Consider the following 23533-nt stretch of genomic DNA (forward strand, 5'->3'; position numbering starts at 1 on the left):
GTTTTTTGTAAAAAAGAATTGACTTTTAATTTAGTTGTAACTAATATGGTTACATAAGATGTAACTTATTTAGTTACAACAACTTCCTGTTTTAAGAAAAAGATTTATATACTTAATTGAGGATAGCGGTCTATACGTTGTCGTCCAATGCAGAAAACAACTATGCATATTCTGAACGGTGGTATTTTCTGCTTTAGAGCAATAATGTGCAGTGTTATCTTTAATGAAAAATTTTAGTTGATCTTTTTTTAGAAGGATTAGTTTTTGGGGAAAATAATATGGTTGCTAAAAAAATGCACTTTTACAAACCCAAAAGCTAGATAGAAATTTTTAAATGATAGCTGGACTTGCTAATAAAAATAAAGGTAGGAGATTTAAATGGAGAAAAAACAAGATAACCTTATATACGTATGGGACGCATATTGTGGATGGTGCTATGGTTTTTCAGAAAGTATTAAAGGATTTTACAAAGAACACACTGAAATGCCCTTAACAGTTTTATGTGGAGGATTATTTTTAGATGATCTACCTATAAAAAATTTCTCATATATAGAAGAGGGAAATAAAAGAATTAATCAACTTACAGGTGCAGAATTTGGTCCTTCCTATCAAAAATTGGTGGAAAAAGGAACTTTTAAAATGAATTCGAAAGATGCTGCAATTGGCTTTTCAGCTTTACGTTCATTAGCGCCAGACCGTTTGTTAAAATTCACGGCTGCTATGCAAAGAGCGTTTTATTATGATGGACAAAGCCTAAGTGATCCTGAGACATATCGTAAGATTGCAATTGAGCATGGTTTGGACCCTGAACAAGTAATTGAGCGTTTAAATGCGCAAGAAACAATTATAGATGTCCAAAATGATTTTAATAAGGTTCGACAGCTTGGGGTTAATAGCTATCCTTCATTACTTTTACAAAAGGATAATCAAATTATTCCTATTGGTGGTGGGGTAATGACGCCAGATAAAATTGAAGCACGTTTTAAAAATTTATACTAAAAGAGTTTAGACTATAGTAGTAAACATGTTAGCTTACGCCAACCGACATACATCTCCCATCTATTTACTGGTGCCATGAGCATTTCAGAGAATTGAGGAGGGGCCTTCTGTCGAAGCAAAAAAAAGTGTGTTATCTATTCAATAACTATAACAAAAGGAGAATAATATCCATGTTTAAAACAATTGATACAAATCATAAAGATGTGAAATTAACAGTGTTTAGTTCGGATGAAAAAAGTTTTATGGTCACTGCAACCTTAGTTGAGAAAGCGGGACATGCATTTTTAATAAACTCAAAATTTACTCAATCTGATTCGAAAGAAATTGTGGATTATTTGAAAAACAATAACTTATCTCTAGATAAAATCTTTATTATCCATGGAGATCCTGATTACTATTTTGGGTTAGAAAGTATAAAAGCTGCTTACCCAGAAGCTATAGCGTATGCTACAGAGTCTACGGTTGAACATATTGTTCATTCTGTATTAGGGAAATTAAAAGTTTGGAAAGATGCACTTGGAGAAAATGCACCAAGTAATGTGGTATTACCTCAAGTGTTTAAGGAAGAATCTATTGATTTTCAGGGACTAACATTTGAACTAGTAGGTTTAGATCATTACAGAACTAGCTTATTTAATAGAGAACTGAAATCATTAATTGGAGGTATAGATGTATTTAACGAAATCCATCTATTCTTAGCAGATACTAGCTCAAAAGCAGCAATGGAGGCATGGATAGAGAACTTGAAAGTATTACAGGAGTTAAATGCTGACATTATTGTACCGAGCCATGGATCAATCGAAAAATCATTAGATAATCAAGCAATTCATGCAACTATGGATTATCTAAGAACTGCAATTCAAGCTTCTGAGGAAAGTAAAACTTCAAAAGATTTTGTAGCAAAACTTGAAACAGCATATCCAGGCTATGCAAATAAAGGTGTATTAGAATTAAGTGCAAAAGTTGTAACAAAAGAAATGCCTTGGGGTTAATGCTATGAATAAATATCAAAAACTATTACATGAAACGTATGTGTTAACTGGCGAAGGAAAATTGGATGTTTTCAAAACGTATTTAAGTGAAAAAGTATCTTGGACAGAAGCTGCTGGGTTTCCATATGCGGGCACTTATATAGGGCCCGATGAAGTAGTGAAAAACGTACATGAACGTCTTGGAACTGAATGGGATAACTATAGCGCTAAAGATGAAATTTATGCTTTTAATAATAATACTGTTATCGTGTATGGAAAATATAGTGGAACATATAAAGTAACAGGGAAATCATTCATAGCAGATTTTTGTCATCTTTATGAGTTTGATGAGAACGATAAGGTTAAGAAGTTTATTCAAATTGTGGACAGTGCAACTGTTAATGAGGTATTAAGCTAGAGTTATTAATTTCTAATGTGCCTCGTATAAGGAGTATTGTTAGGATAGATGGATTTTATTTTCCTAACAATATTTCTTACATCACATTCTAGGAGAGTTTTTTCCTTTATCGAGCGTATTATCGAAGACGAATTATAAAGTTAGAAGAGGTAAATATATATGAAATTAGAGAAAAATTTAATAGTAATAATGATTTCTGTGTTTATTTTAGGAATTGTGTCGACTTTGATATTTCAAGCTTCAACTGGTAATACCAAAGGTCATTCAATAAAGAGCGAGAATGTTGCACCAGTATCGAAAGATAATGTGACAGAAAAAGAAAAGAATAAAAAGATGGTAGTTGATTTCTATAATGAAGTTTTTAACAAGCATAATATTGATATTATCCCTCAATATGTAAGTGAAGATTATAAGCAACATAATCCTTTTGTTGCTGATGGACGAAAAGCCTTCATGGATTTCTTTAAGGAGGACTTTGTAAAAAATCCAAATTCTTCTGCAGAGATTAAACGTGTAGTAGCTGAAGGAGATACAGTTGCTCTTCATGTACATTCTCGTACTAATTCTCAAGATAAGGGAGTTGCTATAGTGGATATTTTTCGTATAAAGGATGGAAAGATTGTTGAACATTGGGATGTAATTCAAGAGATTCCAAATGAGGCAGCTAATAATAATACGATGTTTTAGGTAGAAGATATATATAAACTAAATTTAGATTTCTAACAAAAGACTCCATTTTGATTAACCTTTTTTCAAAATGGATTCTTCTTATTTTTCATATGGGTTTGTCGAGCATTTTTGATTATACTTTTTTTCAACTCAACATTTGTTTTAATGAGGTTTAATTTATACGTAATAAAATTGATAAGACTCTTGATGTAAGAGTCACATCGTAGTAAAAACTCTTCTATAGGCAAGAAGAGTTTTTTTAGTGAGTCTATAGCATTCTGGAGGGAAGTAGTTTTTTTTTCATTAATAACGATAAATAATTATATATAAATATAATGTATTTGTGTTATTATGTTTATGTTGGAAAATAAAGTATATTTTTGTTCGTAAAAATAATTAGGATAAGAAGGGGAAATAGCATGAAAATGAAAAAAATGATTTTAACAGGTGCAGTACTTGCAGCAACAACTTTAACATCTTTAACAAATGTACAGGCAGATACAACATTTAAAGATGTTCCTACTGATCATTGGTCATATAAAGCAATTATGGATCTAAAAGAGAAAAATATCGTAGCTGGTTATGGAAATGGCATTTTTGGTTTCGGCGATAGTATTACACGTGGTCAAGTTGCTAGATTGCTTTATGTATACTTGAAACCAGTAGATGTAGATGCTAAATTTCAAAATCCATTTACGGATATAAAAGGTTCTATGTTCGAAAAAGAAATCTTAGCAATCACAAAAGCAGGGATTATGAGTGGATATGGTGATGGAAAGTTCGGACCAAATGAGGTCTTAAATCGGGAACAATTGGCAGCTGTTCTAACACAAGCATTTCAATTAAAAACAACAACTGTCACAACTTTCAAAGATGTTGACAAGAATTATTGGGCTACGAAGGCAATCAGTGCAGTGCAGGAAAGTAAAATTGCTGCTGGTACAGGAAGTAACTTATTCGAGCCAAAAAGAGTTGTAACACGTGAGCAATATGCACAGTTTCTATACAATGGAATTAAAAGTGTGAACAAGCCAGAAACAAAACCAGAAACAAAACCAGAGACAAAACCAGAGACAAAACCAGAAACAAAACCAGAAACAAAACCAGAAACAAAACCAGAAGCAAAACCAGAGACAAAACCAGAGACAAAACCAGAGACAAAACCAGAGACAAAACCAGAGACAAAACCAGAAACAAAACCAGAAACAAAACCAGAAACAAAACCAGAGACAAAACCAGAAATAAAACCAGAAACAAAGCCAGAGACAAAACCAGAAACAAAGCCAGAAACGAAGCCAGAGACAAAACCAGGAGTAACGCCAATAGGTATTCCCAATGCGTTAGTGACAGAAGATTTTTTCTTTGATAGATATTCAATTGAAATTTCACCTGTAAGAGAGAAATCTATTTCTAAGCAAGGTCAAAATCTTGTTACTGAAGTAAATAAGAAATATAATGCAAATTTCAGATATAGATACGTTGCATCAGAAATTGATCTATATACTCCTAATTTGCCAAGAATGATTGATTCTCATGGTTCATTTTCGTTTGTTGGGAAGGATGAAGATAATTTCGATTTCGTGTTTGTCGTTGACAAATCAACTGTTGAGCTAGCGAAAAACTGGATGCATATGATAAATCCGAATTTCACACTTGATAAAGAGATTGATAAATTAGTAAATCCAAATCCAGAATTAAAAAAAGAAATTGATAGTTTTATAAAAAATAATAAGGATTATATCAATCGTTTTGAAAAAGATAATCATAGCGTTGAATTAAATGTAAGTCCTCTAGAGTGGGGGAGCCCTGGAGAGTCTGTAGTTACTCTACATCCAGATTACTATGTATTAGGAATTTCTGTACAAGGAAAGTAATATTTAAGTAGTGTATAGATTTTCGTACAGTAAAGTATAGACAATATTAGAGCTTAGAGATTTTTTGAAAAAGATCTACTGTGATATTATCCCCTTTAGGTGGACAGTGTAAAAAAGACCATGTAAACACATGGATGTTACACTATTAACTGGAGGGGATTTTTCATGACTAAAAAAGATTGAAGAGGAACGTGACTACTATAAGGCAAAGGTTGAATATTTAACGAATTCCCCGAAAGAATTCTCCTTCCTCAAGCGTGTGAAGGGCGTAGACCAACGGTAGGTGGGAGATGAATTTCGGTTTGGCGTAGCCAAAAGGTTTTGCATTTTATGTTGCCTCTGATATGATCAGTCTTATAAATTATAAATTTTGGTATATCAATGAAATTAGATAGTAATAACCACTCAGTATTCTCGTTGTATTATCACCTTGTATTGGTCGTGAAATACAGAAGAAATGTATTTAATGATGATATGCCAGACTATGCAAAAGATATGTTTGTTCGACTATCTGAAAGCTATAACATCACATTAGTTGAATGGAATCATGATATAGATCATGTTCATATTTTGTTCAAGGCACACCCTAATACAGAAATGACAAAATTCATCAATGCTTATAAAAGTGCAAGCTCTCGACTCATCAAGAGAGACTTTCCACAAGTGAGAAAGAAACTATGGAAAGAGATGTTTTGGTCAAGAAGTTTTTGCTTACTAACTACTGGTGGTTCATCAATAGACGTAGTAAAAAAATATATTGAAAATCAAGGTGAAAAGTGAGGTGAAATGATATGACAAAGCATAATAAAGCATATAAATTCCGTTTGTATCCAACAGAAGAACAAGCATATCTTATGCGTAAAACCTTCGGTTGTGTACGTTTCGTGTATAATAGAATGTTAGCTGAACGAAAAGAAGTGTACGAAAAATACAAAGATGATAAGGAACAACTAAACAAACAAAAGCTTCCCACTCCTGCGAAATACAAAGCAGAATTTGAGTGGTTAAAAGAAGTGGATTCATTAGCATTGGCAAATGCTCAACTAAACTTGCAAACTGCCTATAAGAATTTCTTTCGTGGTCAAAATGAATTCCCAACATTCAAAAGCAAAAAAGACAGAAAGTCTTATACAACGAATGTAGTGAACGGAAATATTATGTTGCTTAACGGTCATATTAAATTGCCAAAACTGAAAATGGTACGTATCAAGCAGCATAGAGAAATACCACAAGACCATGTAATCAAGTCATGTACGATTTCTATGACACCTACTGGTAAATACTATGTGTCTATCTTGACTGAATACGAAAAAGAGATTGTACAAAAAGAAGTAGAAACAGTTGTTGGATTAGACTTTGCGATGGATCGATTATACGTTAGTTCTGAGGATGAGAGAGCCAATTATCCTAAGTTCTATCGTGAAATGTTAGACCGATTAGCAAAGGCACAACGAGTATTATCAAGAAGAACAAAAGGTTCTATTCGTTGCAATAAACAACGTATCCGTGTAGCTAAGTTACATGAAAAAGTAGCGAACCAACGTAAGAACTTCCTTCATCACAAGTCTAAAGAGTTAGCTACTCATTTTGATGTTGTAGCTATTGAAGATCTAAATATGAAAGGAATGTCGCAAGCACTTCATTTTGGAAAAAGTGTCGCTGACAATGGTTGGGGTATGTTCACTTCTTTTTTAGCTTATAAACTACACGAACAAGGCAAACAACTTGTGAAAATAGACAAATGGTTTCCTTCCACAAAAACATGTAGCAGTTGTGGAAATGTGAAAAACATGTCATTGTCTGAGCGAGTATATTCTTGTATATGTGGTGTAAATCTCGATAGAGATTATAACGCAGCTATCAATATCAAAAATGAAGCAATACGCCTATTAGCGTTGGCATAGATAGCAATAAAATAACCCTTGGAACGAGGGAGTTAGCTCGGTTGTCTTAGGACGAATTCGTTAGCTATCAAAAGTAACGACTAACCGAGAAGCCCCCACTTCAAACAGTCCATTAGGACGTTAAGTGGCGGGTAGTTCACAACAGTAGTATCCAAATCTCTAAATGAAGGCGTACTAAAATATAAAGAGAGATGTCATTGAATCATTAAAGACAAAATATCCAGTTATATGGTTTACGAAATTTGCGGGTGTATATCGTTCAAGTTACTATAAGTATTCATACCAAAGGTATTAAAAACATGCGAATAGAATCCGAGAAATGATTAATAAAGGTACTACGATTGATTCACGTAAAGCACAAAGAATATGGTTATCCACGTATGAAAATCGCGTTACAGGAAGAGGGCTATTTTATAAATCACAAAAATTTTTCGCTAAAAAGAATTGATAGCATATACAAAGTGGAGCAATATAAAAAGGGAAGAAAACATTCTTCCCTTTGCATTAGTATCTATTCTGTGTACATTAAAATAGGATATCAACCACCGTGATCTCCATGTTCCATCATCATAATAACAGGTGTAACAGATTCATTGTTACCCTTGTCAGAGGAAATACCTGTTGTCAAAGTTAAGGCTGTTAAAACGCCCATCAATCCTAATACTAGTTTTTTCATTTTAAGGACTCCCTTTCTTTGATTTTTTGTCGTGTCTTCGTAGCCAGATAGAAGTATTCACTTGATTTAATATGGTTTCTTTCTTCATAGAATTTAACAGCCAAATACTCTTGGCTATCTTCCACATACTCATATAGTGATTCGCTTTCAAAGTAAGATATTCCTTCAAGTGCAGTCTTTTCTAAATCTTCTCCAGATACATTTGAGATGAGGCAGTTTAAAATAGAGAATAGATGGATATACTCTGTATTGCCTAATTCGAGGCATATGCTATAACCTTTATCGACTAAATCCTTCGCAATATCAAGTTCATTCAATTTATAATGTTCTCTAGCTTTTAAGAAGATTGCCTTGTGATGTTTAGGATTATGGTTTATTACTTCTGAAAGATATCTAATCGCCAAAGGAGAGAGGTTTTGACTAGAGTACATATACCCTAGGTTATGTCTAACCATAAGAATATACTTTTCCTCATCAAGCTTTTGAAATATATCCATAGCTTTGATAAGGTGTTCTTCTGATAATGCCCATTCTTTTAATTTTGTACATGCAGTTCCAAGAAGATTCTCACAGAACCCGACGTTACGTTCATAGTTCTCGTGTTGTTCAAAAATCTCTTTTGCTTTGGCCGTATATTTAACTGAGTTAAGTGATTCATAAATATCATAATGAAAAGCACCTAATTTATAGTAAAACTCCGCCTTTTCAATCTCGTCGGGTACTAATTCAAGAAGAGATTCTGCTTTGTCAAACTGTTCTTTGGCGATTGTATAGTTACCAATACCCGAAGTATGTATTGCTTTAAAGAAATGATAGTAGTAAGTTAAAAAGTTGTTTGTTGGAATCTCAAATGCTTCAACCTTATCAAAGCTACTTGCAGAGACACCTAAGTTATCTACAATGTATTGGAAGCGGAAGTCTAAAAGGAAGTAATATAATAGTAGATTCTGATCTTCTTCTATATTGTTAATCTTTTTATCAATCTCTTCTTTCAGTCTATGCGCTTGACTAATTCTTCTTGCACGGATTTCTATATACCATTCATTTAAAAGCTGTGTAATCTTATCGTTCCCCTTAACTGAAACGTTCATAGTATCCTCCTCATCCCATATATATATGATATATCTTAATAAATATCATAACAGAAATTAGATAAGACTAAATCCATCATATACCATTTCTCAATAAGAGTCGGAAAATTCAGTTAACTAACAATAGCAGCCCTTATTATATATGTTTTGAGGGCTACCGTAAAATGACGATTACTAGACTCAAAAAAAGTATAGCACAAAAAAGAAGACTTACATAATCTTAAACAATAGATACTATTTCATTTCTTATGCTGTAACGATGGACCACACGGTAAATATCTGGGGGACTTTACGAAAGCAGCAGAAGTATTATACTGGGGAGAAGATAATGATGTTTGGTTAGATTTAGGTAGAAGCCGTTGGGTAAAAGCAGAGCATTATTATTGGAGACCCTTCAAAGCAATATCAAAATTTCCAGAAGGATATGAAGTAAGCTATTGTGATGGAATTAACGGCGCATACAAAGGCAGTATTAACTCAAAAGAGCCTCTTACATATTCTTCCGTAAAGAAGGCTGGATTGATATTGGTGGGAATCGTTGGGCACCAGAGAAACATTTTGACATTGTAGATATTCGATAAAAGGTTAAGGTCCACTCGTATGAGTGGCACAGGTTAGGAGCATATTATACTTGATGTAGAATTAGTAAAGAAACAATTGATTTAGCTAATATAGATATTGCATACACAAAAAAATAATGAAATTAAAAAGTAGAAGGTGCTAAAAAAGTATCGTGGTAATACAATGAAGTTTCAAAAATATTAAAGAGATTATACAAACTCTTACTCCAGTGAAAAACACACAAGTAGAAATAGAAAAGCAGTTACTAAAATGAGACAGCCAAATGAAGGATTTAACAAATCTATAGAAAAAATAAAGAAAAAAGATAGTGAAATCACAAATAAATTAAACACATCAGACGAGAATGTTAAAGGTATAAATAGAAGATCTCTAAAGCACAATTAAAAACTGAAGAATTAACAAAAATAACAACTGAAAAGAAAATACAAACGGAGTGGCTATAAGCTGCTCTATTTTTGTTTTAGCGGGAGAGAACAAGATGAAAAATCCTATCCAAAATAAACATCCAGAGGAAAATCAATTACAGAGCCAAATTATCAATCAAATCATTCCAATCTTAGAGAAGTTAGTAATGCAATTCATTCAAAATCCAGCCCCGAATGAGGATGTGATTCCAGGTAATTACAATAAATTCATGGAAATTGATGATGTTGTAGATAATTTAGTGAATGCTGGGATTATTACCGCTAGCAATTTTAATGTTAACGTGGAGCTATTTAGAGGTAGTCCAATTACGGTTTCCATTGTCAAATCTGGGGATCCAGTAGTAGAAGTTCCTGTAGAAGTTGATGCTGGGAATTCTATCGAGGAACATATAGATGAGGCAGATAAAAAAGAAGGAACTAAATAATGAAACGGAAAGTCGAGCATATATAATGTAGGCTTTTTTATTTTAAATCAAATAAGAAATGGGAAAGAGGTGGCAATATGGATGATATACAGGAGATGAAAGGTGATGTTCAGGAAATAAGGCAAGATATTAAGGACATACGATTAGAGATTAGAAGTTTAGAAATGCGGACAACAGGTAATGAAAAAGACATTATTAATATCAATAAGCAATTAGATAAGATTAGTGCTAATACAACATGGATCTTACGCCTTATTATTGGTGGTTGGAGCAGCTCTGACTTTCCTCTTGAAAGGTGGCGGTATGTAATGATTGAAATCACGGCCATAATTGGGGTTGTTGTAGGATTATCACAAATTGCAAAAACAAATGGATTGCAAACGAAATATATCCCGATATTAAATTTGACGCTTGGCATTATGCTAGGTGTTTTATTTTTGTCTCAAGATATCAAAATGAATATATTTCAAGGAATGATTATCGGATTGTCAGCAAGTGGATTGTTTGACCATACGAAAATTATGAAAAAGGATGACAATCGGAAATGAAATAGAAATACAAACATATAATTCTAATAGGAAGACATTTTATTTACTGCTAGTGAGAAGTATATGAGTGTGAAGTAATAGTAAAACCGACTCATAAGGAGCCGGTTTTTTAATTTATTTTTTTGATGCCCTATAACCGGCAGATTTTGCGTCGGCTTCTGAACAAAACATCTCTTCAGCTTTCGTTTTATCATAGAACTGTTGACCAGGCATATGATAAATTTTCTCGCCCCTACTATTTTTATTGCCTTTGATAGTACAAGTACCATTTTGTTCTGTTACTTGATTTGTTTTGGGTTGAGTAGCAGATTCTTGTTTCTTTTGTTGCTCTTGTTGTTTCTTCAATTCTTGTTGTTTTTGCTGCTCGTCACGTTGTCTCTGAAGTTCCTGCTGTTTTTTTTGTTCAGCTTCTTGTTTTTTAAGTTCTTCTTGTTTCTTTTGTTCCTCTTGTTGCTTCTGAAGATCTTGTTGTTTTTTCTCGTCTTCCTTTGATTCCTCAGATTTCTTTGTTTCTTCTTGTTTAATAGTAGTAGCGGCTTTGTCGGATTTATCGTTATCCGAGTCTTTAGCGCACGAGCCAATTAAAATAATTAATAAAATAATAATACCTAGGCACCCAAAACATCCGCACCCTCTGCGCTTTTTTTCTTCTTTTTCATTAATTGCTTTTGCCATCCTAATCCCCCCCTTAAGTATTTTAAATTTCAATATACAGTATAACAGATGTTATAGGGGTATTTTACAAAAATAATGGATATTCGATTGGTCGTAAGAAAAGAGCTAATCCTTGTATAGAATTAGCTCTTTAATATTTATTCCTTCATTATGCTAATAAGAGCATCTACATCGATGAGCTCAATATTTTTATTCACTGCATAATACGCGCGTTGAAGAGGACTTGGATTTCGTATTGTCTTTTGTAAGTATAGTATCCTACAGGAGAAACCTTGCTTAGGATAGTAAAAAAGATGGCAAATGCAAAGCTCAGTTTTTGTTTACCAAATCTTACTGCATCAGAAGTAGTGATAGATCGATTTGGATTAGAGAAACTGCAATCTATTCAAGGAAGGTATATATGAAGGAAAACTCCACCGTACTGCAAGTGCCGTATATTGACGACAAGGTCATGTGGAAACATCTAAAAGAATATGAGATGGATAAACATGAACATCAATCGTTAGGTGGTGATACCTTCTACGATTAGAAAGTTAAGGTTTGCAACAAGAAGACATTTAATGAGTATTCATGATATGGGTAGTATCTGAAATGCAAAAAGTATTATGGGAGATTTAAAGCCATATGTGAGCAAAACAATGCAAGGGAAAGAATACATTTAGTATTTGAATAAAGAAGGGTATGCCCGACTGGTGATGAGTTACGCCAATTGGGTAGATATTTTGATACACAGCCTAAAAAGAATGGTGGACCTAGAAGGGAAGCGCCGTGTTGTTAAACACCTGAGGTTGTCAGGGATTTAAATATGCAAGGTATACCGGATAAAGATATTGGGATTATGTATGATCTTAGCCCCTGTATGTCGGGAAAAAGAAAAAAACAATGCATGCAAGCAGGTGTTTGGAAAGGTCCAACTGATATGAGACAAATAAAAAAAGGCTAGGATTTCTCATAGGAAAAGAATTAATTGATGAAAATAAACAAACTTCGTAAAGTTTATAATCTAGTTCTTTAGTATAAAAGAATAAGATGGGGTGCTGTATGCGAAGAAAGTCGCACGTACAGTGCTAAGTGGGGAAAAGATGGAGATTACTTCAAAGTCTTACCTAGCGCAACTAAAGAGTTCAGCCCCTAACGTTACGCTTCGAGGGGCTGAACCTTGAGAACTCTTATGAGAGTGTATAAAGAAATATTATTAATTCACCTTTAGCATTAATACACTAACTTGTTCAAAGATTAAACTGATTGTTTGAATTTTATGATAAAAAAGATTTGCGAAAATGGGATATAGAACACATCTTTTTGAGGATGGTGAAACGGTAAGGATTAAAGAAACAGTTAAAGTTGTTACAGTTGATCATTGGTGGTATGCAATTGGGGAATTTAAAAACGATGGAGTACTGTATAATATCGTGGAGCATCCTAGCGCATGATATGCGGAATATGAGTTGGAAAATTCAATAAAATAGTTATTTGAATAAAAGAAACCTCGTTTATCTACGGGGCTTCTAAGGGTAAGTGTCAAGCAATGACGTACTCGACTAATTAACCATATCATGAATTTTTTGGTAAAAATAGTGGAAAATGTGTCCAAATTAATGGGAGCATTATTTTAAACAAAAACGTTATTTTGTAGAAAAAATTTAAAAGAACCCACATTGGAGGGGGTGGGTCCTTTTATAAAAACTAAGCATAATAGAGATTGCCTATATATTACCAAAAATGGAGTTGTATTCTACACGATAGTTGTTGAGAAAAGTTTTTCGCACAAAAAAGAGCACTATACACAAGTGCTCTTAAAAAGGAGACCCTATTAGCGAAAGAAAACTATGTTAATAATATATATGCTCGTTTAATTAAATGGTGACAAGTTAAAAAATCATTTTGCACAACAAAGCAGCTAGCCAAAGTAGCTAACTGCTCAGTTGTACAATTTTAGAAGTTGCACTGGATACAGATATATGTTGTAACAAAAAGTTACAACTATAGTTTAAACAACTATCGAAATATTATGCAGGAAAGAAAACTAAATTAAAAATTCATTCAGCACAACAAAGCAATTAGCTAACTGCTTGTTGTACAAAAGATTTATGCTTATACGTAAAAATGGCAGGTAATTGACTAAGTTACCTGCCATGCACCAAACGATACGGAGTAAAGAGCTCCGATTTGAAAGAGAGTGGCTCTGGGAAGCTGACTTGCAGATAGTATGTGTAAAGTAAAAAAGATTATTCTTAAATGAGAATGAAAAATTATTTTATAAGGACTGGCATTCTTTTAGTTTCAAGTCTTTCAAAGTCTACAGGACAATATGCAAACGTTATGATAGGTTCTAAAGTTTTATTTGTTAAAAAAGTGTGGTTAATTACTTGGCCGGAAGAAGAATAGAATGTAATTTTGGTTTTTGAAATAGGAGGAAGGGTTATAACTAGCGGTTGACTTGACATATTTATAAAGTTAGTACTTTGTGAATTGAGAAATTCAAAAAAATAGTTAATTTAATAAAAAAAGCAGTCAGCTTGCGCTAGGCTGCTTTGCTCCTTAATGGAGTTCTCGTTATGTAATTTAGATGAAAATACTACTTACTAGGAATAAAGCTCCTAGCAAAATTAGAGAATCAACTAAAATCAAGAATTGTTTTTTTTGTGGTTTTCGAAATTCCTTTATCAAGCTAAAAACTGCACTCATTACGAAACATATATATAACAAAATCATAATTGTTTCTGTCATAATTAACACTCCTAATATATTGATAATTTGATTATATAACGAAAAGTATGTACATGTAAGTTTTTAACAAAATCATTATTTGAATAAAGAAGGGCACCGTTAGGGCGTATGGCGCTCTTTGACCAAGAACTATATTGTATATTTTTTATAGTGCGTATAAGTATATGGAAATTGAAAATAAGGCGTGAATTAAATTTTAATAAAATCTTTATTTGGTTACAGCGTATATAAACAAGGAAGAGCCTGATATGGCTCTCAGGCTCTTCCCTCAATAGCAAAGAGTAAGTCTTTTAATTACTCTTTGTTCATATAGTAAAAGATTGTTAACGAAAATCCAAGGCTCTTTATATTGAGAAATAAAGAAGAATTATTATAAAGAACCTCATCTTTTTTCGTAAATAAAAGAGCAGCAAGCAAAAGCTAACTGCTCAATACAAGGAGATACAAAGAAAACTACTTCAAATGAGTTATGGCATACAGCCTATATACAGTATTGACGGGAAATTTATTTTAAATCCAATTTACTTAAAGTAAATATCCCTACAGATATAATGGCTGCGCCTACTGCAGAACCTATCCAGTCTCTCAAGCTTAATGTATTTAAAGGTGTATCTGTTAGATCCATAATTAAAAAGATAGCAAAAATTAATATACCGAATGCTAAGCCTCCCCAAAATGTTTGTAACGAGTTAATAATCTTCTTTCGGAATTTGTTCATATAAATCATCCTTACTAATACTTTGTATTTTTATAAATAAATTATTGCATGTATAAAAATTGAAAGTACGAAATATGCACTATTGCATATTAGAACTCAAAAAAATAACCCATTCATAAGTAAATAGATTGAACGGAGGGGAACCGTATCGGATGAATCAATTGTCATTTTTTGAAGACATCGATGGAAAAGAGATGCGAAAACTTGTGGTGAAGGAGCTGAAAAATTACAAAGCATTGTGTGTCCGAATGAAAAATCAAGAAGAACAGGCTTAAGCTGGAGATGTTGTTCTTTTTCCGAAAATGAAAGATGACGATAAGAATCATGAGATACGTTTTAAACAAATTGAACGGACATTGAAAAACGCTCTTGCTAACAATCAGCGTTAGATAATTGAGTTGAAGTATCTGGGAAGTAAGAAAGTCAAAGATTTCTATGTTTATAACAGATTGATGATGAGACGTGATAGTTTTTATGAGAATAAAAAAATAGCTATCGGTTTGATAGCTACTGCTTTAGGAATTATTTAAATTTTTATAAGAAATATAGCGTTTCTGGTAATACAGCTAACTTCATGAATGACAAGAATACGTATCGTAAAGAGAATGGAAGCAAAAAATAAATAATGTGAGGATAACTGATTTTGATTGAGTTTATAGCCATTATCGTAGGCGCTACCGTGATCTGTCGGGCGTCTTGTTAGTTGTTAAAGAAAGATAAGGATTAACAAAATAAACGAAATCAATGAACGAAAAAACTGCGATATATGAGATTTGTATTTTATTACATTTAATTTTAAATAAAATGTGAAACTTTTCAAAATTAGCTATTTTTATTTTGTATAATAAATCTAAAGTGAATTGAAAAGGGGATGTTGATGTGAGAAAAATAGATGAGTCAAATAGCCCTTTTTTTGAAACGCATGGAGAAAAGGGAACGACTTACTTTGTACATGGTTATGAGAAAGGGATAGAAAAAAAGATATACCTTGGAGAATTTAACTCATTAAAAGAAGCAAGACAGTTTATTTACCGTTACGTTCATAGGAATCCTGAGTGGTTCAATGGAAATGGTGATGTGAATGAATACAATAATAAGCAGTCAAGGTCGGACGCAGATGATGCATGGCATGAAAAAATGTTCAAAAATGAATATCCAAAGCAATATAAAGATTTTGAAGGTTGGAGCAAATAAAAGTAGCGAATCAGCTGCTTTTTTATTTGATAAAAAAGCATTTTAAACATTTCTTATAGCATCGAATACTTATGTGAATATGGGAAACAGATTTGATGCTTGGAATGAGGGTATCGATGTGGATATAACACATATTATGGCGAGAATAGTGGCGAATGGGAAAGATCTTCCGTTTACTTCAGTTAGAACCTCTGCGTGGATTAATGGACCTGCGAATGAGCTATATCGGTTTATGTGGTCACGGGTGCCAGTTATGCTAACAATGTATTTCCTTCAGGGTGCTGACGTGATGAGATTTGCTAGGGTTGCTGGAGTTGATGAAAGTGTAACGGGTGAATATAGATACCATTTTATTTGGTGATAAGACAAACTTTAAGTAGCCTAACAGGTTCTTTTTTATTTTACCAAAAAAGAACCTGCAAACCTGCAGATTCTCCTGGTAATGATTTATGAAGTAAGACCCGAAAATATATCACAATGATTTGAAAATGAGTTCAAGATTGTTTGTTGATTTAAGCCACTCTATAATCTTTGTTTTTAAGCTTCTTTTTAATATCCATAAATCCTATAATCATTATAGCCATGCATATTAACTTGAGCCAACGAAACTCCTGGTAGTACATTAGTCCAGAGAAGAATTCATAAGCGTATAACAACCCGACAATTGGAAAGAGCCAAGTCATAAATTTCAAATCTTTTAGTTGAAACTTATAATTATTAATCTTTTTCCACATATGTATCAACTCCTATTGTTATGAGGTTCTGTAGTTTTTCTTGATGATATCCCGCATGTTTAAGACAAAGAATAGAAGGAAAACCAAGGCTATGATACCGTAAATCCAGTAGTATGTATGTCCTGTTGTGAATTCGGTATAAAAAGAAAGGGAATTCCAAACTAAAAGGATTGTTGAACAGATAGTAGAGATCAATAATGAACTAAAACTTCTCATAATTTTCACCTCGATTCAAAATGTTAGAACTTATATATAATTTTATATTTAAATAAACAAATTAACAAGGATAGGATGTAATAATATGATTAAAAGAAATTACCGTGAGGTGGTGAGTATAACTAGTCAACAAAGCCTAAATTCTAAAGTAAATAATTTGTTACTATATTTTAATTTTTGCAAAAAATAATCATTTTCTTCAGATTTCAAGAAGGTTTTACAAAAAAATACATAGAAATATAAATATATGATAATGAAATGAGTCGAATTTTCATCATGACTGATATCCATAATATGTTCATTTCAATTAACATGAAATACACATAGAGGAGAGCGATTATGAAAAGGAAAATTGGTACAGCAGTCGTAGGTTTATCTGTTTTAGGATTTGGAATTTTTGGTTTTACTCATGGAAATGGTGGAGGGGTTGTTCAAGCGGCTTCAGTAGGGGATGGAGGAGGAGCGCCTGCATATGCACATGGAAATCATGGGGGAGCACCAACTTATACTCATGGAGAGGGCTGGTCTCCGAGTTATGCACATGGACATACAGGTGGAGCACCGTCCTATACTCATGGGCATACAGGAGCACCAGTTTATGGATATGGAGACTATCCAATTCCTTCTTTTAATGTAGGAGATACTCCTGCACCGAAGTTAGAAGCTGATGGGGATCATGGGGGAGCGCCAACTTATACTCATGGATATTTCCCTGCACCGAAATTAGAATCACATGGGAATACAGGAGGGGCACCGGCTCATAATAAAGGAGATACATGGTCTCCTAGTTACGCACATGGAAATACAGGAGCACCAGCTAATACAGAGCTTGGTGGGGGGATTTAACTAATACTAAAATAAAAGTTGTAAATTTATATATAAGAAAAAAGGCTTTGTAATTTACAAGGTCTTTTTTCTTTGTAAAAAATTTATTCGAAGAGGAAAATAAACGAATTTCTTCCTAGTTGTATAGAAAGTGGTGGGTGATATGAAGTAAAGCAAAAACACGTGTTAGCTCAAGAAGATTTCATGAAAGGTATAAAGTACAAGGAACTGGCTGAGAAAAAAAGGCATGGTTGGATTCGAAAAGGGGTGCACCCAGATGTCTAAAGGTGAAAGAACGAATCGTTTGGCAGTAACATTACAAACTGATCAATCTATTCTAGGGTTTATTACAGGGTACGATGAGAAGAAGAAAGTTCTTATAATGGAAAAAATCCAAACGATAAGGCTGAAAAAATTAAAAAAGGTGATAAATTTGTTACATCTAGTTTAAGTACGAAGATAATACCTGGTCTTGAAGTAGAGGAAGTGGTGAAACAAGAGTCAGATGAATATGGTTTTACTCAAATCATTTATGCCAAACCAAAGTCGAATTTGCATGATTTGGAACATGTTATTTTATTAGAGTTAAAAATAATGTATAAGTGCTAACAAGTTTGCAAACGAACTTGCTAACACTTATATAGAATAGACAAAAATTATTGCTGATATGTCGTCTTTGAAAATAGCCTTAATCAGTTAAATCACACTTATACGAAACCCTCACAAAAACAGTCTTAATATCAATCGCAGTGTATAGCATTACGTATTATTCAATTGAGAAACATTCAATTCAAATAGGACGCAAGTTAAGTGGATTGAAATTAAAGCAACAAATCAACGGTATTAATAATAAAGCTGGATAAAATCAAGTTTTATGTATTAAAAGAGACGAAACTGTCTCTTTTTTTATTTTTAACAAAATACGGATTTTGTATGGAATTTCCTGCAATGAATTCACCATGAATAGGGTTGTCTCATATTATGTAAAGATTGCTTTATTAAGATTATAAAAGGATGTGAACGTATTGGAAGATGTTTATGTAAAAATTGACAGTTTAAAAGCAGAACAAAAAGAAATTATGCGAGATATTCGTAATTTAGAAACTCGCACAACAATTAATGAGAAAGACATAGCTACAATTAATAAGCAATTAGAAAAGATTAGTATGAATACAACTTGGATTCTACGAATTATTATTAGCGCAATCACTATGTCGGTTTTGGGTTTAATATTAAAAGGCATGATTTAAAATTTAAAAATAAAAGTACTTATGGAGAGGGGGACAAGTGTCTCTCTTTATTTTTATCGTTTTAGCCAAGAGGGTTCCTTTAGAACATGGCATGGGTAATCTGTACGATTGAATAGGAGACATTAGTCATTGCTTATCGATGGTAAAGTCAACGTATATCATTTAAAAGGAAACCTATGCAACAATGAAAATATCAAATTTTTTAATTCAATCATTTCAATTTCGCAAGTGTATTCTTAATCTTCCACATATCGGTGGGGTATCTTTGTATAATCTGATCATATCTCTAAATCACAACTGTTACCCCATCACCATCAAGTTAAAGTTTTATAATGCTCCAAAACTTTTTGGAGAATCATAGGAATGGGTGGCGTATTTTAATTTTGCTATACTAACTCAATGTTGATGTGATGTAACCTTAAGTGCTTAAAAATTTAAAAAGGTCCCTCAATAATGTTAAAGGGACCTTGCTCACGCAAATGATCTGTAAATCAATTTATCTTTGATATACAGATCATTTGTATGATAATATTTATAAAGAATTGCTAAACCATGGAATTACATAAATGCTTTTAGAAGTTCTTGAATTAATGGTATTGCTCCACCTATAAATTTTAAAACTGCCATTGCGATTTCCATATTATTCTCTCCTCTGTTTTTGTATTAAGATGTGTTGAATCTTTATAACCTTATTATAGTAAGCGCTTACATTTATAACAATACATTTTTGTATGCAATATTGCATATTTATACGTTTCGACAAAAATTATATCTCTACTAGTCATTCTTTAATGGTACCATACGGAGGTGAGAGTCTTTAAGGGTTCGCCCTAATAGGAGGAAATATGGAAAGAGTACAAGTGATTTACAGTAATCTGAAAATTAAAAGTTGGGCTAAACAGGTATTAGCTGTAGGAGGAATATTAGGGTTCTGCTACTTGGTGCTATATGTTTTTAGTTTCTTAGTTGTTATGTAAATATTATATAACTAAACTAGTAGAGTCTTGCCTAGATAGGTAAGGCTTTTTTGTTATCTGTAATGAGCAAACTATATACAAAACCTCTCAAGTTTGTCAGGTACTATGTATGGTGCCTTATTTCTCTATGTTTTAGACACTAACTCCTATCATTGCAAGTAAATAAACCTCTATTTAAAAGTTTCCATTTATATTGAAAACACAATTGTATTGATAAAAAATGTGTGTTTATTAGATACATCTTAAAAAGACAAGCATAAGTTATATGACGTTCTGGTGGAATTTTTTTATCTTTCAAAAGGATTTAAATCTTACAAATAGATTAGATCCCTTTCTGTATACCATAATTCCCATATTAACATATGAATATAATATACTGAAAATAATTTAAAAGCAAGAATATTAGTAGGGGTCCACCACATGCCCATCAACTTAAGACTTTAAAGTAGCCCCTAAACGAAGAATTTTTTTAAAATTGATTGATAGTAAACAAGAAAGGTTGGCAAATCCCTAACTAAAGAAATTTCTTCAGGTAAGCAAATCAATAATTTATCAAAAGATCCTTTACAAAATTTATTACTCTATGGACAATCATACGGATGGGGATTTTATCAGTTATTCCTAAATAAACATTGGATATTTCTTATATTTGTCCAGACTGAAAAGAGCTCATTAAAAACACCATTATTCGTGCTTTTCTTTATATATTTGTACCACAATTATTTTTTGTATGTGGTTAAAACTAGTTTTTAAGAAGCATATGCTTTAGTAACTGCAGAAATTCTTTATCACTTTTATCATTTTTTATATAATCCTGTTCATAGTTAAAAATCATTCGCACTAACATAAAAGCTGTTAGCGGTAATGGTACCTTATGCAAAGCTCCTTGCTGATAACCTTTTTCGAGCAAATTACTTATCATTTTAATTGCTTCTTCTTCAGATTTTTTAAAACAAGCTGTAATTTCAGGTGAATGGTACTCTTTATATTCTTGAAAGAGTGTAGAAACAAACGGATCTTGATGATATTCTAGGCTGATATAATGAAGGATTTTTTGTATTCGAACTAAAACATCTTTTTCCTCTTTATATAAATCAAATAATTGTGAGCGTTTAAGCTGAATATGACGCATATAGCAGTCACATAATATTTCAGTTTTATCTGTATAGTAATAATAAATAGTACCTTTACCAACTTTAGCTTTCTTTGCAATTTCATCAACCGTTGTGTTACGGACTCCACGCGTAGAGAACAGTATTGTGGCAGATTGAATGATTTTCATTTTTTTATTTTCTTTTTCTAATTTGATCATTGTCTACACCCTATCCTTGAAATATTTAGCAAAGTTTTTTTTCATTACATTCTGTATCAGTCCATTTGCAATTTTTTAACTCCTAATAGAAAGTCCTCTATTTGCTTCTTATAGAATAACATACACCATTCTTATTTCTAGTATATAACTATAATAGAATGCAGCTTTATAACTTAGGATAAAAATGAAAGTTTAAGGTAATAACTTTTTAATCGGATGATGAGAATTCAAGTGAAAGGAGACATTGATTTCTTTCTTGATTGAATAATTTGATTTTTTATTTAATTCATTTTATTATATAAACATGACTAAAAGATGCTTTTAGTCGGATTTTTTTTACGAAAAACCGACTGATATATGATTTTGGTCGATTTCTATACTATTTGAGAGAAGGTAGACACTATGTGTGGAATTGCAGGGTGGATAGACTGGTCTAAAGACCTGTCTAATGAACAAGAAACGTTAAAAAAAATGACAGATGCTATCATTCACCGAGGGCCTGATGCAGAGGGGCATTGGTTTTCAAAACGAGCGGCATTAGGTCATCGACGTCTCATCGTCATTGATCCTGAAGGTGGCCTTCAACCTATGCTGTATAAAGATGGAAATGGTACGATTGGCCTTACGTTCAATGGAGAGATTTATAACTATCAAGAATTACGTAAAGAACTTGAGGAGAAAGGTCATGAATTTCAGACCAAGTCGGATACAGAGGTATTACTACATGCTTACTTAGAATGGCAAGAAGATTGTGTTCAACACTTAAATGGGATTTTTGCTTTTGGTATTTGGGATGAAAGATTTGGAAAATTGATGCTTGGTCGTGATCATCTAGGTGTGAAGCCTTTATTTTTCGCTCAAAGGGGAAGCGCAATTCTCTTTGGTTCAGAGTTAAAAGTTTTACTTTCGCATCCACTTGTAGATGCAGAGGTAGATAAAGAAGGACTTTCTGAAATATTTTGTCTTGGACCAACACGTACTCCTGGTCATGCTATTTTCAAGGATATACATGAAGTGCGTGCTGGCCATTATATGACGTTTACCCCTAATGGCTCGACTACGACACAGTATTGGAAACTTGAAAGTAAAAAACATGTAGATGATATTGATACAACAGTCGAGACAATCCGCTCCATTTTACAAGATACGGTTAAACGTCAGTTAATTGCTGATAAACCAGTGGTATCTATGCTTTCCGGAGGTTTAGATTCCAGTGGTTTAACAGGTTTAGCAGGAAACGAATTTGGGAATAGAGGGGAACGTCTTCATACATATTCCCTGAATTTCATCAATGATGAAAAAGACTTTGAGCAAGACTTCCTTCGTTTTGATCGTGATGAACCTTGGGTGAAACGTGTGGCTGAATATGTAGGAACAAAGCATCATTCTATAGAGTTAGGATCAGATAGTTTAATAGAGTATTTATTAACTCCAATGCGAGCGCGTGATCTACCTGGAGTTGGAGAACTAGAAACGTCTCTTTATTTGCTATTCAAGGAAATGAAAAAAGACGCAACAGTTGCACTTTCAGGTGAATCCGCAGATGAAGTATTCTCAGGATATCCATGGTTCCATCAAGAGAAGTTTCTAGATGCAGAAATATTCCCTTGGAGTGTTAATTTATGGTATAGTACAGAAATTTTATCAGAAGATTTTAAAGCGAAGATTAGTCCTGAAAAATATCAAAAACAAAAATTTGAAGATGCGGTTGCTGAGGTTCCCTTTTTAGAAGGTGAAAGTGATCTGCAAAGGAAGCAACGTCAAATGTCTTACATGTTTATTACACGTTTCTTGCCATTTATGCTGGAACGAAAAGATCGCACAAGTATGATGAATGGCTTTGAAGTACGAGTTCCATTTTGCGATTATCGGCTTGTAGAATACTTATGGAATGTCCCATTCGAAATGAAAAGCATAGACAATATTGAAAAAGGTATTTTACGTCGAGCTTTTGAAAATGTACTTTCAGAGGATGTACGTTATCGCAAAAAAAGTGCATATCCAAGCACAAAGGATGCCTCTTATCTACAAGGTATTAGTGATTGGATGTTACATGTGTTGAACGATCCTCAATCACCTATTTTGCCATTAATTAATGTAGAAAGAGTTCGTGCTATTGCAGAAGGAAAAGACGAAGTAATTTCAGGTAATGATGCACGAGGTATAATAGATTATTTACTTCAAGTTAATAGTTGGCTTCAGGAATATAATATTAAATTAGTATGATAAATGTAATCTTCGAATAAAGAGGATAGATGAATCCTCAATGACCTAAGTGAACCGCATCTCCAATGTATTAGATAGTTATCTAACAATTGGA

Annotated in this window: 23 protein-coding genes and 7 pseudogenes; 22 read left to right on the forward strand and 8 right to left on the reverse strand. The window is 32.9% G+C overall.

What is annotated here, in order from left to right:
* Nucleotides 1-378: 378 nt before the first annotated feature.
* The 7 genes from ACUN0F_RS05085 to ACUN0F_RS05115 all read left to right on the forward strand — a co-directional run bounded on the left by ACUN0F_RS05085 (nucleotide 379) and on the right by ACUN0F_RS05115 (nucleotide 6835).
* Nucleotides 379-999, forward strand: coding sequence for a DsbA family protein (locus tag ACUN0F_RS05085; RefSeq protein ID WP_327989180.1), 621 nt, complete (start codon nucleotides 379-381; stop codon nucleotides 997-999).
* A 170-nt stretch (nucleotides 1000-1169) separates the two neighbouring features.
* Nucleotides 1170-1991, forward strand: coding sequence for a cytoplasmic protein (locus ACUN0F_RS05090; RefSeq protein ID WP_327989181.1), 822 nt, complete (start codon nucleotides 1170-1172; stop codon nucleotides 1989-1991).
* 4 nt (nucleotides 1992-1995) lie between these two features.
* Nucleotides 1996-2388 (forward strand): nuclear transport factor 2 family protein, encoded by a 393-nt coding sequence (locus tag ACUN0F_RS05095; RefSeq protein ID WP_001046382.1) that lies wholly within the window; start codon nucleotides 1996-1998, stop codon nucleotides 2386-2388.
* Between the two features lie 159 nt (nucleotides 2389-2547).
* Complete coding sequence (locus ACUN0F_RS05100; protein ID WP_327988951.1) at nucleotides 2548-3075, forward strand: nuclear transport factor 2 family protein; 528 nt, start codon at nucleotides 2548-2550, stop codon at nucleotides 3073-3075.
* Between the two features lie 401 nt (nucleotides 3076-3476).
* Nucleotides 3477-4931 carry an S-layer homology domain-containing protein gene (locus ACUN0F_RS05105; RefSeq protein ID WP_445539219.1) on the forward strand — a complete coding sequence of 485 codons (1455 nt, stop codon included), beginning with the start codon at nucleotides 3477-3479 and terminating at the stop codon, nucleotides 4929-4931.
* A 381-nt stretch (nucleotides 4932-5312) separates the two neighbouring features.
* Entirely contained in the window at nucleotides 5313-5711 is a 399-nt protein-coding gene (gene tnpA, locus ACUN0F_RS05110) for an IS200/IS605 family transposase (protein WP_445539220.1), read from the forward strand.
* Nucleotides 5712-5722: 11 nt separating this feature from the next.
* Nucleotides 5723-6835, forward strand: coding sequence for an RNA-guided endonuclease TnpB family protein (locus ACUN0F_RS05115; RefSeq protein WP_445539221.1), 1113 nt, complete (start codon nucleotides 5723-5725; stop codon nucleotides 6833-6835).
* A 538-nt stretch (nucleotides 6836-7373) separates the two neighbouring features.
* Here ACUN0F_RS05115 and ACUN0F_RS05120 read toward each other — a convergent pair.
* Together ACUN0F_RS05120 and ACUN0F_RS05125 are read right to left on the reverse strand one after the other, a co-directional pair.
* On the reverse strand, nucleotides 7374-7511 hold the full coding sequence (locus tag ACUN0F_RS05120) for a hypothetical protein (RefSeq protein ID WP_000737575.1): 138 nt from the start codon (nucleotides 7509-7511) through the stop codon (nucleotides 7374-7376).
* A complete protein-coding gene (locus tag ACUN0F_RS05125; protein WP_327988117.1) occupies nucleotides 7508-8602 on the reverse strand; it encodes a response regulator aspartate phosphatase in 1095 nt (364 codons plus the stop codon). The genes ACUN0F_RS05120 and ACUN0F_RS05125 overlap by 4 nt, the downstream gene beginning before the upstream one ends.
* 258 nt (nucleotides 8603-8860) lie before the next feature.
* Between ACUN0F_RS05125 and ACUN0F_RS05130 the strand changes: the two are divergent.
* The 4 genes and pseudogenes from ACUN0F_RS05130 to ACUN0F_RS05145 all read left to right on the forward strand — a co-directional run.
* A pseudogene (locus ACUN0F_RS05130) lies at nucleotides 8861-9183 on the forward strand (N-acetylmuramoyl-L-alanine amidase); the annotation flags it as partial.
* A 479-nt stretch (nucleotides 9184-9662) separates the two neighbouring features.
* Nucleotides 9663-10034, forward strand: coding sequence for a hypothetical protein (locus tag ACUN0F_RS05135; RefSeq protein ID WP_327988116.1), 372 nt, complete (start codon nucleotides 9663-9665; stop codon nucleotides 10032-10034).
* A 77-nt stretch (nucleotides 10035-10111) separates the two neighbouring features.
* A pseudogene (locus tag ACUN0F_RS05140) lies at nucleotides 10112-10343 on the forward strand (hemolysin XhlA family protein).
* Entirely contained in the window at nucleotides 10343-10582 is a 240-nt protein-coding gene (locus ACUN0F_RS05145) for a holin (protein WP_149173893.1), read from the forward strand. Before ACUN0F_RS05140 ends, ACUN0F_RS05145 begins: the two are co-directional and overlap by 1 nt.
* Nucleotides 10583-10696: 114 nt before the next feature.
* Here ACUN0F_RS05145 and ACUN0F_RS05150 read toward each other — a convergent pair whose 3' ends face one another.
* A complete protein-coding gene (locus ACUN0F_RS05150; protein ID WP_327988114.1) occupies nucleotides 10697-11257 on the reverse strand; it encodes a sunset domain-containing protein in 561 nt (186 codons plus the stop codon).
* Nucleotides 11258-11479: 222 nt separating this feature from the next.
* On the opposite strand from ACUN0F_RS05150, the pseudogene ACUN0F_RS05155 reads away from it, so the two are divergent.
* The 3 genes and pseudogenes from ACUN0F_RS05155 to ACUN0F_RS05165 form a co-directional block, all read left to right on the forward strand.
* A pseudogene (locus ACUN0F_RS05155) lies at nucleotides 11480-11786 on the forward strand (FtsK/SpoIIIE domain-containing protein); the annotation flags it as partial.
* Nucleotides 11764-11916 (forward strand): annotated as a pseudogene (locus ACUN0F_RS05160) (replication-relaxation family protein); the annotation flags it as partial. The pseudogenes ACUN0F_RS05155 and ACUN0F_RS05160, both read left to right, overlap by 23 nt.
* A 621-nt stretch (nucleotides 11917-12537) precedes the next feature.
* Nucleotides 12538-12690, forward strand: a complete 153-nt coding sequence (locus ACUN0F_RS05165; RefSeq protein ID WP_176373199.1) for a hypothetical protein — start codon at nucleotides 12538-12540, stop codon at nucleotides 12688-12690.
* A 1802-nt stretch (nucleotides 12691-14492) separates the two neighbouring features.
* Here the strand turns inward: ACUN0F_RS05165 and ACUN0F_RS05170 are convergent.
* Nucleotides 14493-14705: a hypothetical protein gene (locus ACUN0F_RS05170; RefSeq protein WP_327988113.1), complete on the reverse strand. Its 213-nt coding sequence runs from the start codon at nucleotides 14703-14705 to the stop codon at nucleotides 14493-14495.
* A gap of 152 nt (nucleotides 14706-14857) precedes the next feature.
* Here ACUN0F_RS05170 and ACUN0F_RS05175 point away from each other — a divergent pair, with 152 nt between their 5' ends.
* The 4 genes and pseudogenes from ACUN0F_RS05175 to ACUN0F_RS05190 all read left to right on the forward strand — a co-directional run bounded on the left by ACUN0F_RS05175 (nucleotide 14858) and on the right by ACUN0F_RS05190 (nucleotide 16260).
* Nucleotides 14858-14980: a hypothetical protein gene (locus ACUN0F_RS05175; protein ID WP_327988112.1), complete on the forward strand. Its 123-nt coding sequence runs from the start codon at nucleotides 14858-14860 to the stop codon at nucleotides 14978-14980.
* 12 nt (nucleotides 14981-14992) lie between these two features.
* Nucleotides 14993-15094, forward strand: a pseudogene (locus tag ACUN0F_RS05180) (ArpU family transcriptional regulator); the annotation flags it as partial.
* A gap of 490 nt (nucleotides 15095-15584) precedes the next feature.
* On the forward strand, nucleotides 15585-15899 hold the full coding sequence (locus ACUN0F_RS05185) for a hypothetical protein (RefSeq protein WP_445539222.1): 315 nt from the start codon (nucleotides 15585-15587) through the stop codon (nucleotides 15897-15899).
* Nucleotides 15900-15978: 79 nt separating this feature from the next.
* On the forward strand, nucleotides 15979-16260 hold the full coding sequence (locus tag ACUN0F_RS05190; protein ID WP_327988110.1) for a hypothetical protein: 282 nt from the start codon (nucleotides 15979-15981) through the stop codon (nucleotides 16258-16260).
* Between the two features lie 151 nt (nucleotides 16261-16411).
* On the opposite strand, the gene ACUN0F_RS05195 is transcribed toward ACUN0F_RS05190, so the two are convergent.
* A complete protein-coding gene (locus ACUN0F_RS05195) occupies nucleotides 16412-16633 on the reverse strand; it encodes a hypothetical protein (RefSeq protein ID WP_088058135.1) in 222 nt (73 codons plus the stop codon).
* 18 nt (nucleotides 16634-16651) lie between these two features.
* Nucleotides 16652-16849 (reverse strand): hypothetical protein, encoded by a 198-nt coding sequence (locus ACUN0F_RS05200; RefSeq protein WP_088058137.1) that lies wholly within the window; start codon nucleotides 16847-16849, stop codon nucleotides 16652-16654.
* Nucleotides 16850-17188: 339 nt separating this feature from the next.
* Between ACUN0F_RS05200 and ACUN0F_RS05205 the strand changes: the two genes are divergently transcribed.
* The 3 genes and pseudogenes from ACUN0F_RS05205 (at nucleotide 17189) to ACUN0F_RS05215 (ending at nucleotide 18924) form a co-directional block, all read left to right on the forward strand.
* On the forward strand, nucleotides 17189-17695 hold the full coding sequence (locus ACUN0F_RS05205; RefSeq protein ID WP_327988109.1) for a hypothetical protein: 507 nt from the start codon (nucleotides 17189-17191) through the stop codon (nucleotides 17693-17695).
* 256 nt (nucleotides 17696-17951) lie between these two features.
* Nucleotides 17952-18283 (forward strand): annotated as a pseudogene (locus ACUN0F_RS05210) (rod shape-determining protein MreC); the annotation flags it as partial.
* Nucleotides 18284-18699: 416 nt separating this feature from the next.
* Nucleotides 18700-18924: a hypothetical protein gene (locus ACUN0F_RS05215; protein ID WP_000390479.1), complete on the forward strand. Its 225-nt coding sequence runs from the start codon at nucleotides 18700-18702 to the stop codon at nucleotides 18922-18924.
* Between the two features lie 558 nt (nucleotides 18925-19482).
* Here the strand turns inward: ACUN0F_RS05215 and ACUN0F_RS05220 are convergent.
* Both ACUN0F_RS05220 and ACUN0F_RS05225 read right to left on the reverse strand, forming a co-directional pair.
* A pseudogene (locus tag ACUN0F_RS05220) lies at nucleotides 19483-19669 on the reverse strand (hypothetical protein).
* Nucleotides 19670-20643: 974 nt separating this feature from the next.
* On the reverse strand, nucleotides 20644-21213 hold the full coding sequence (locus tag ACUN0F_RS05225) for a TetR/AcrR family transcriptional regulator (protein WP_327988108.1): 570 nt from the start codon (nucleotides 21211-21213) through the stop codon (nucleotides 20644-20646).
* Between the two features lie 402 nt (nucleotides 21214-21615).
* Between ACUN0F_RS05225 and asnB the strand changes: the two genes are divergently transcribed.
* The gene (gene asnB, locus ACUN0F_RS05230) at nucleotides 21616-23439 is read left to right on the forward strand and encodes an asparagine synthase (glutamine-hydrolyzing) (protein WP_445539223.1); all 1824 of its coding nucleotides are present in this window, start codon (nucleotides 21616-21618) and stop codon (nucleotides 23437-23439) included.
* Nucleotides 23440-23533 lie beyond the last annotated feature (94 nt).

The sequence above is a fragment of the Bacillus sp. 1A genome (assembly GCF_052682215.1).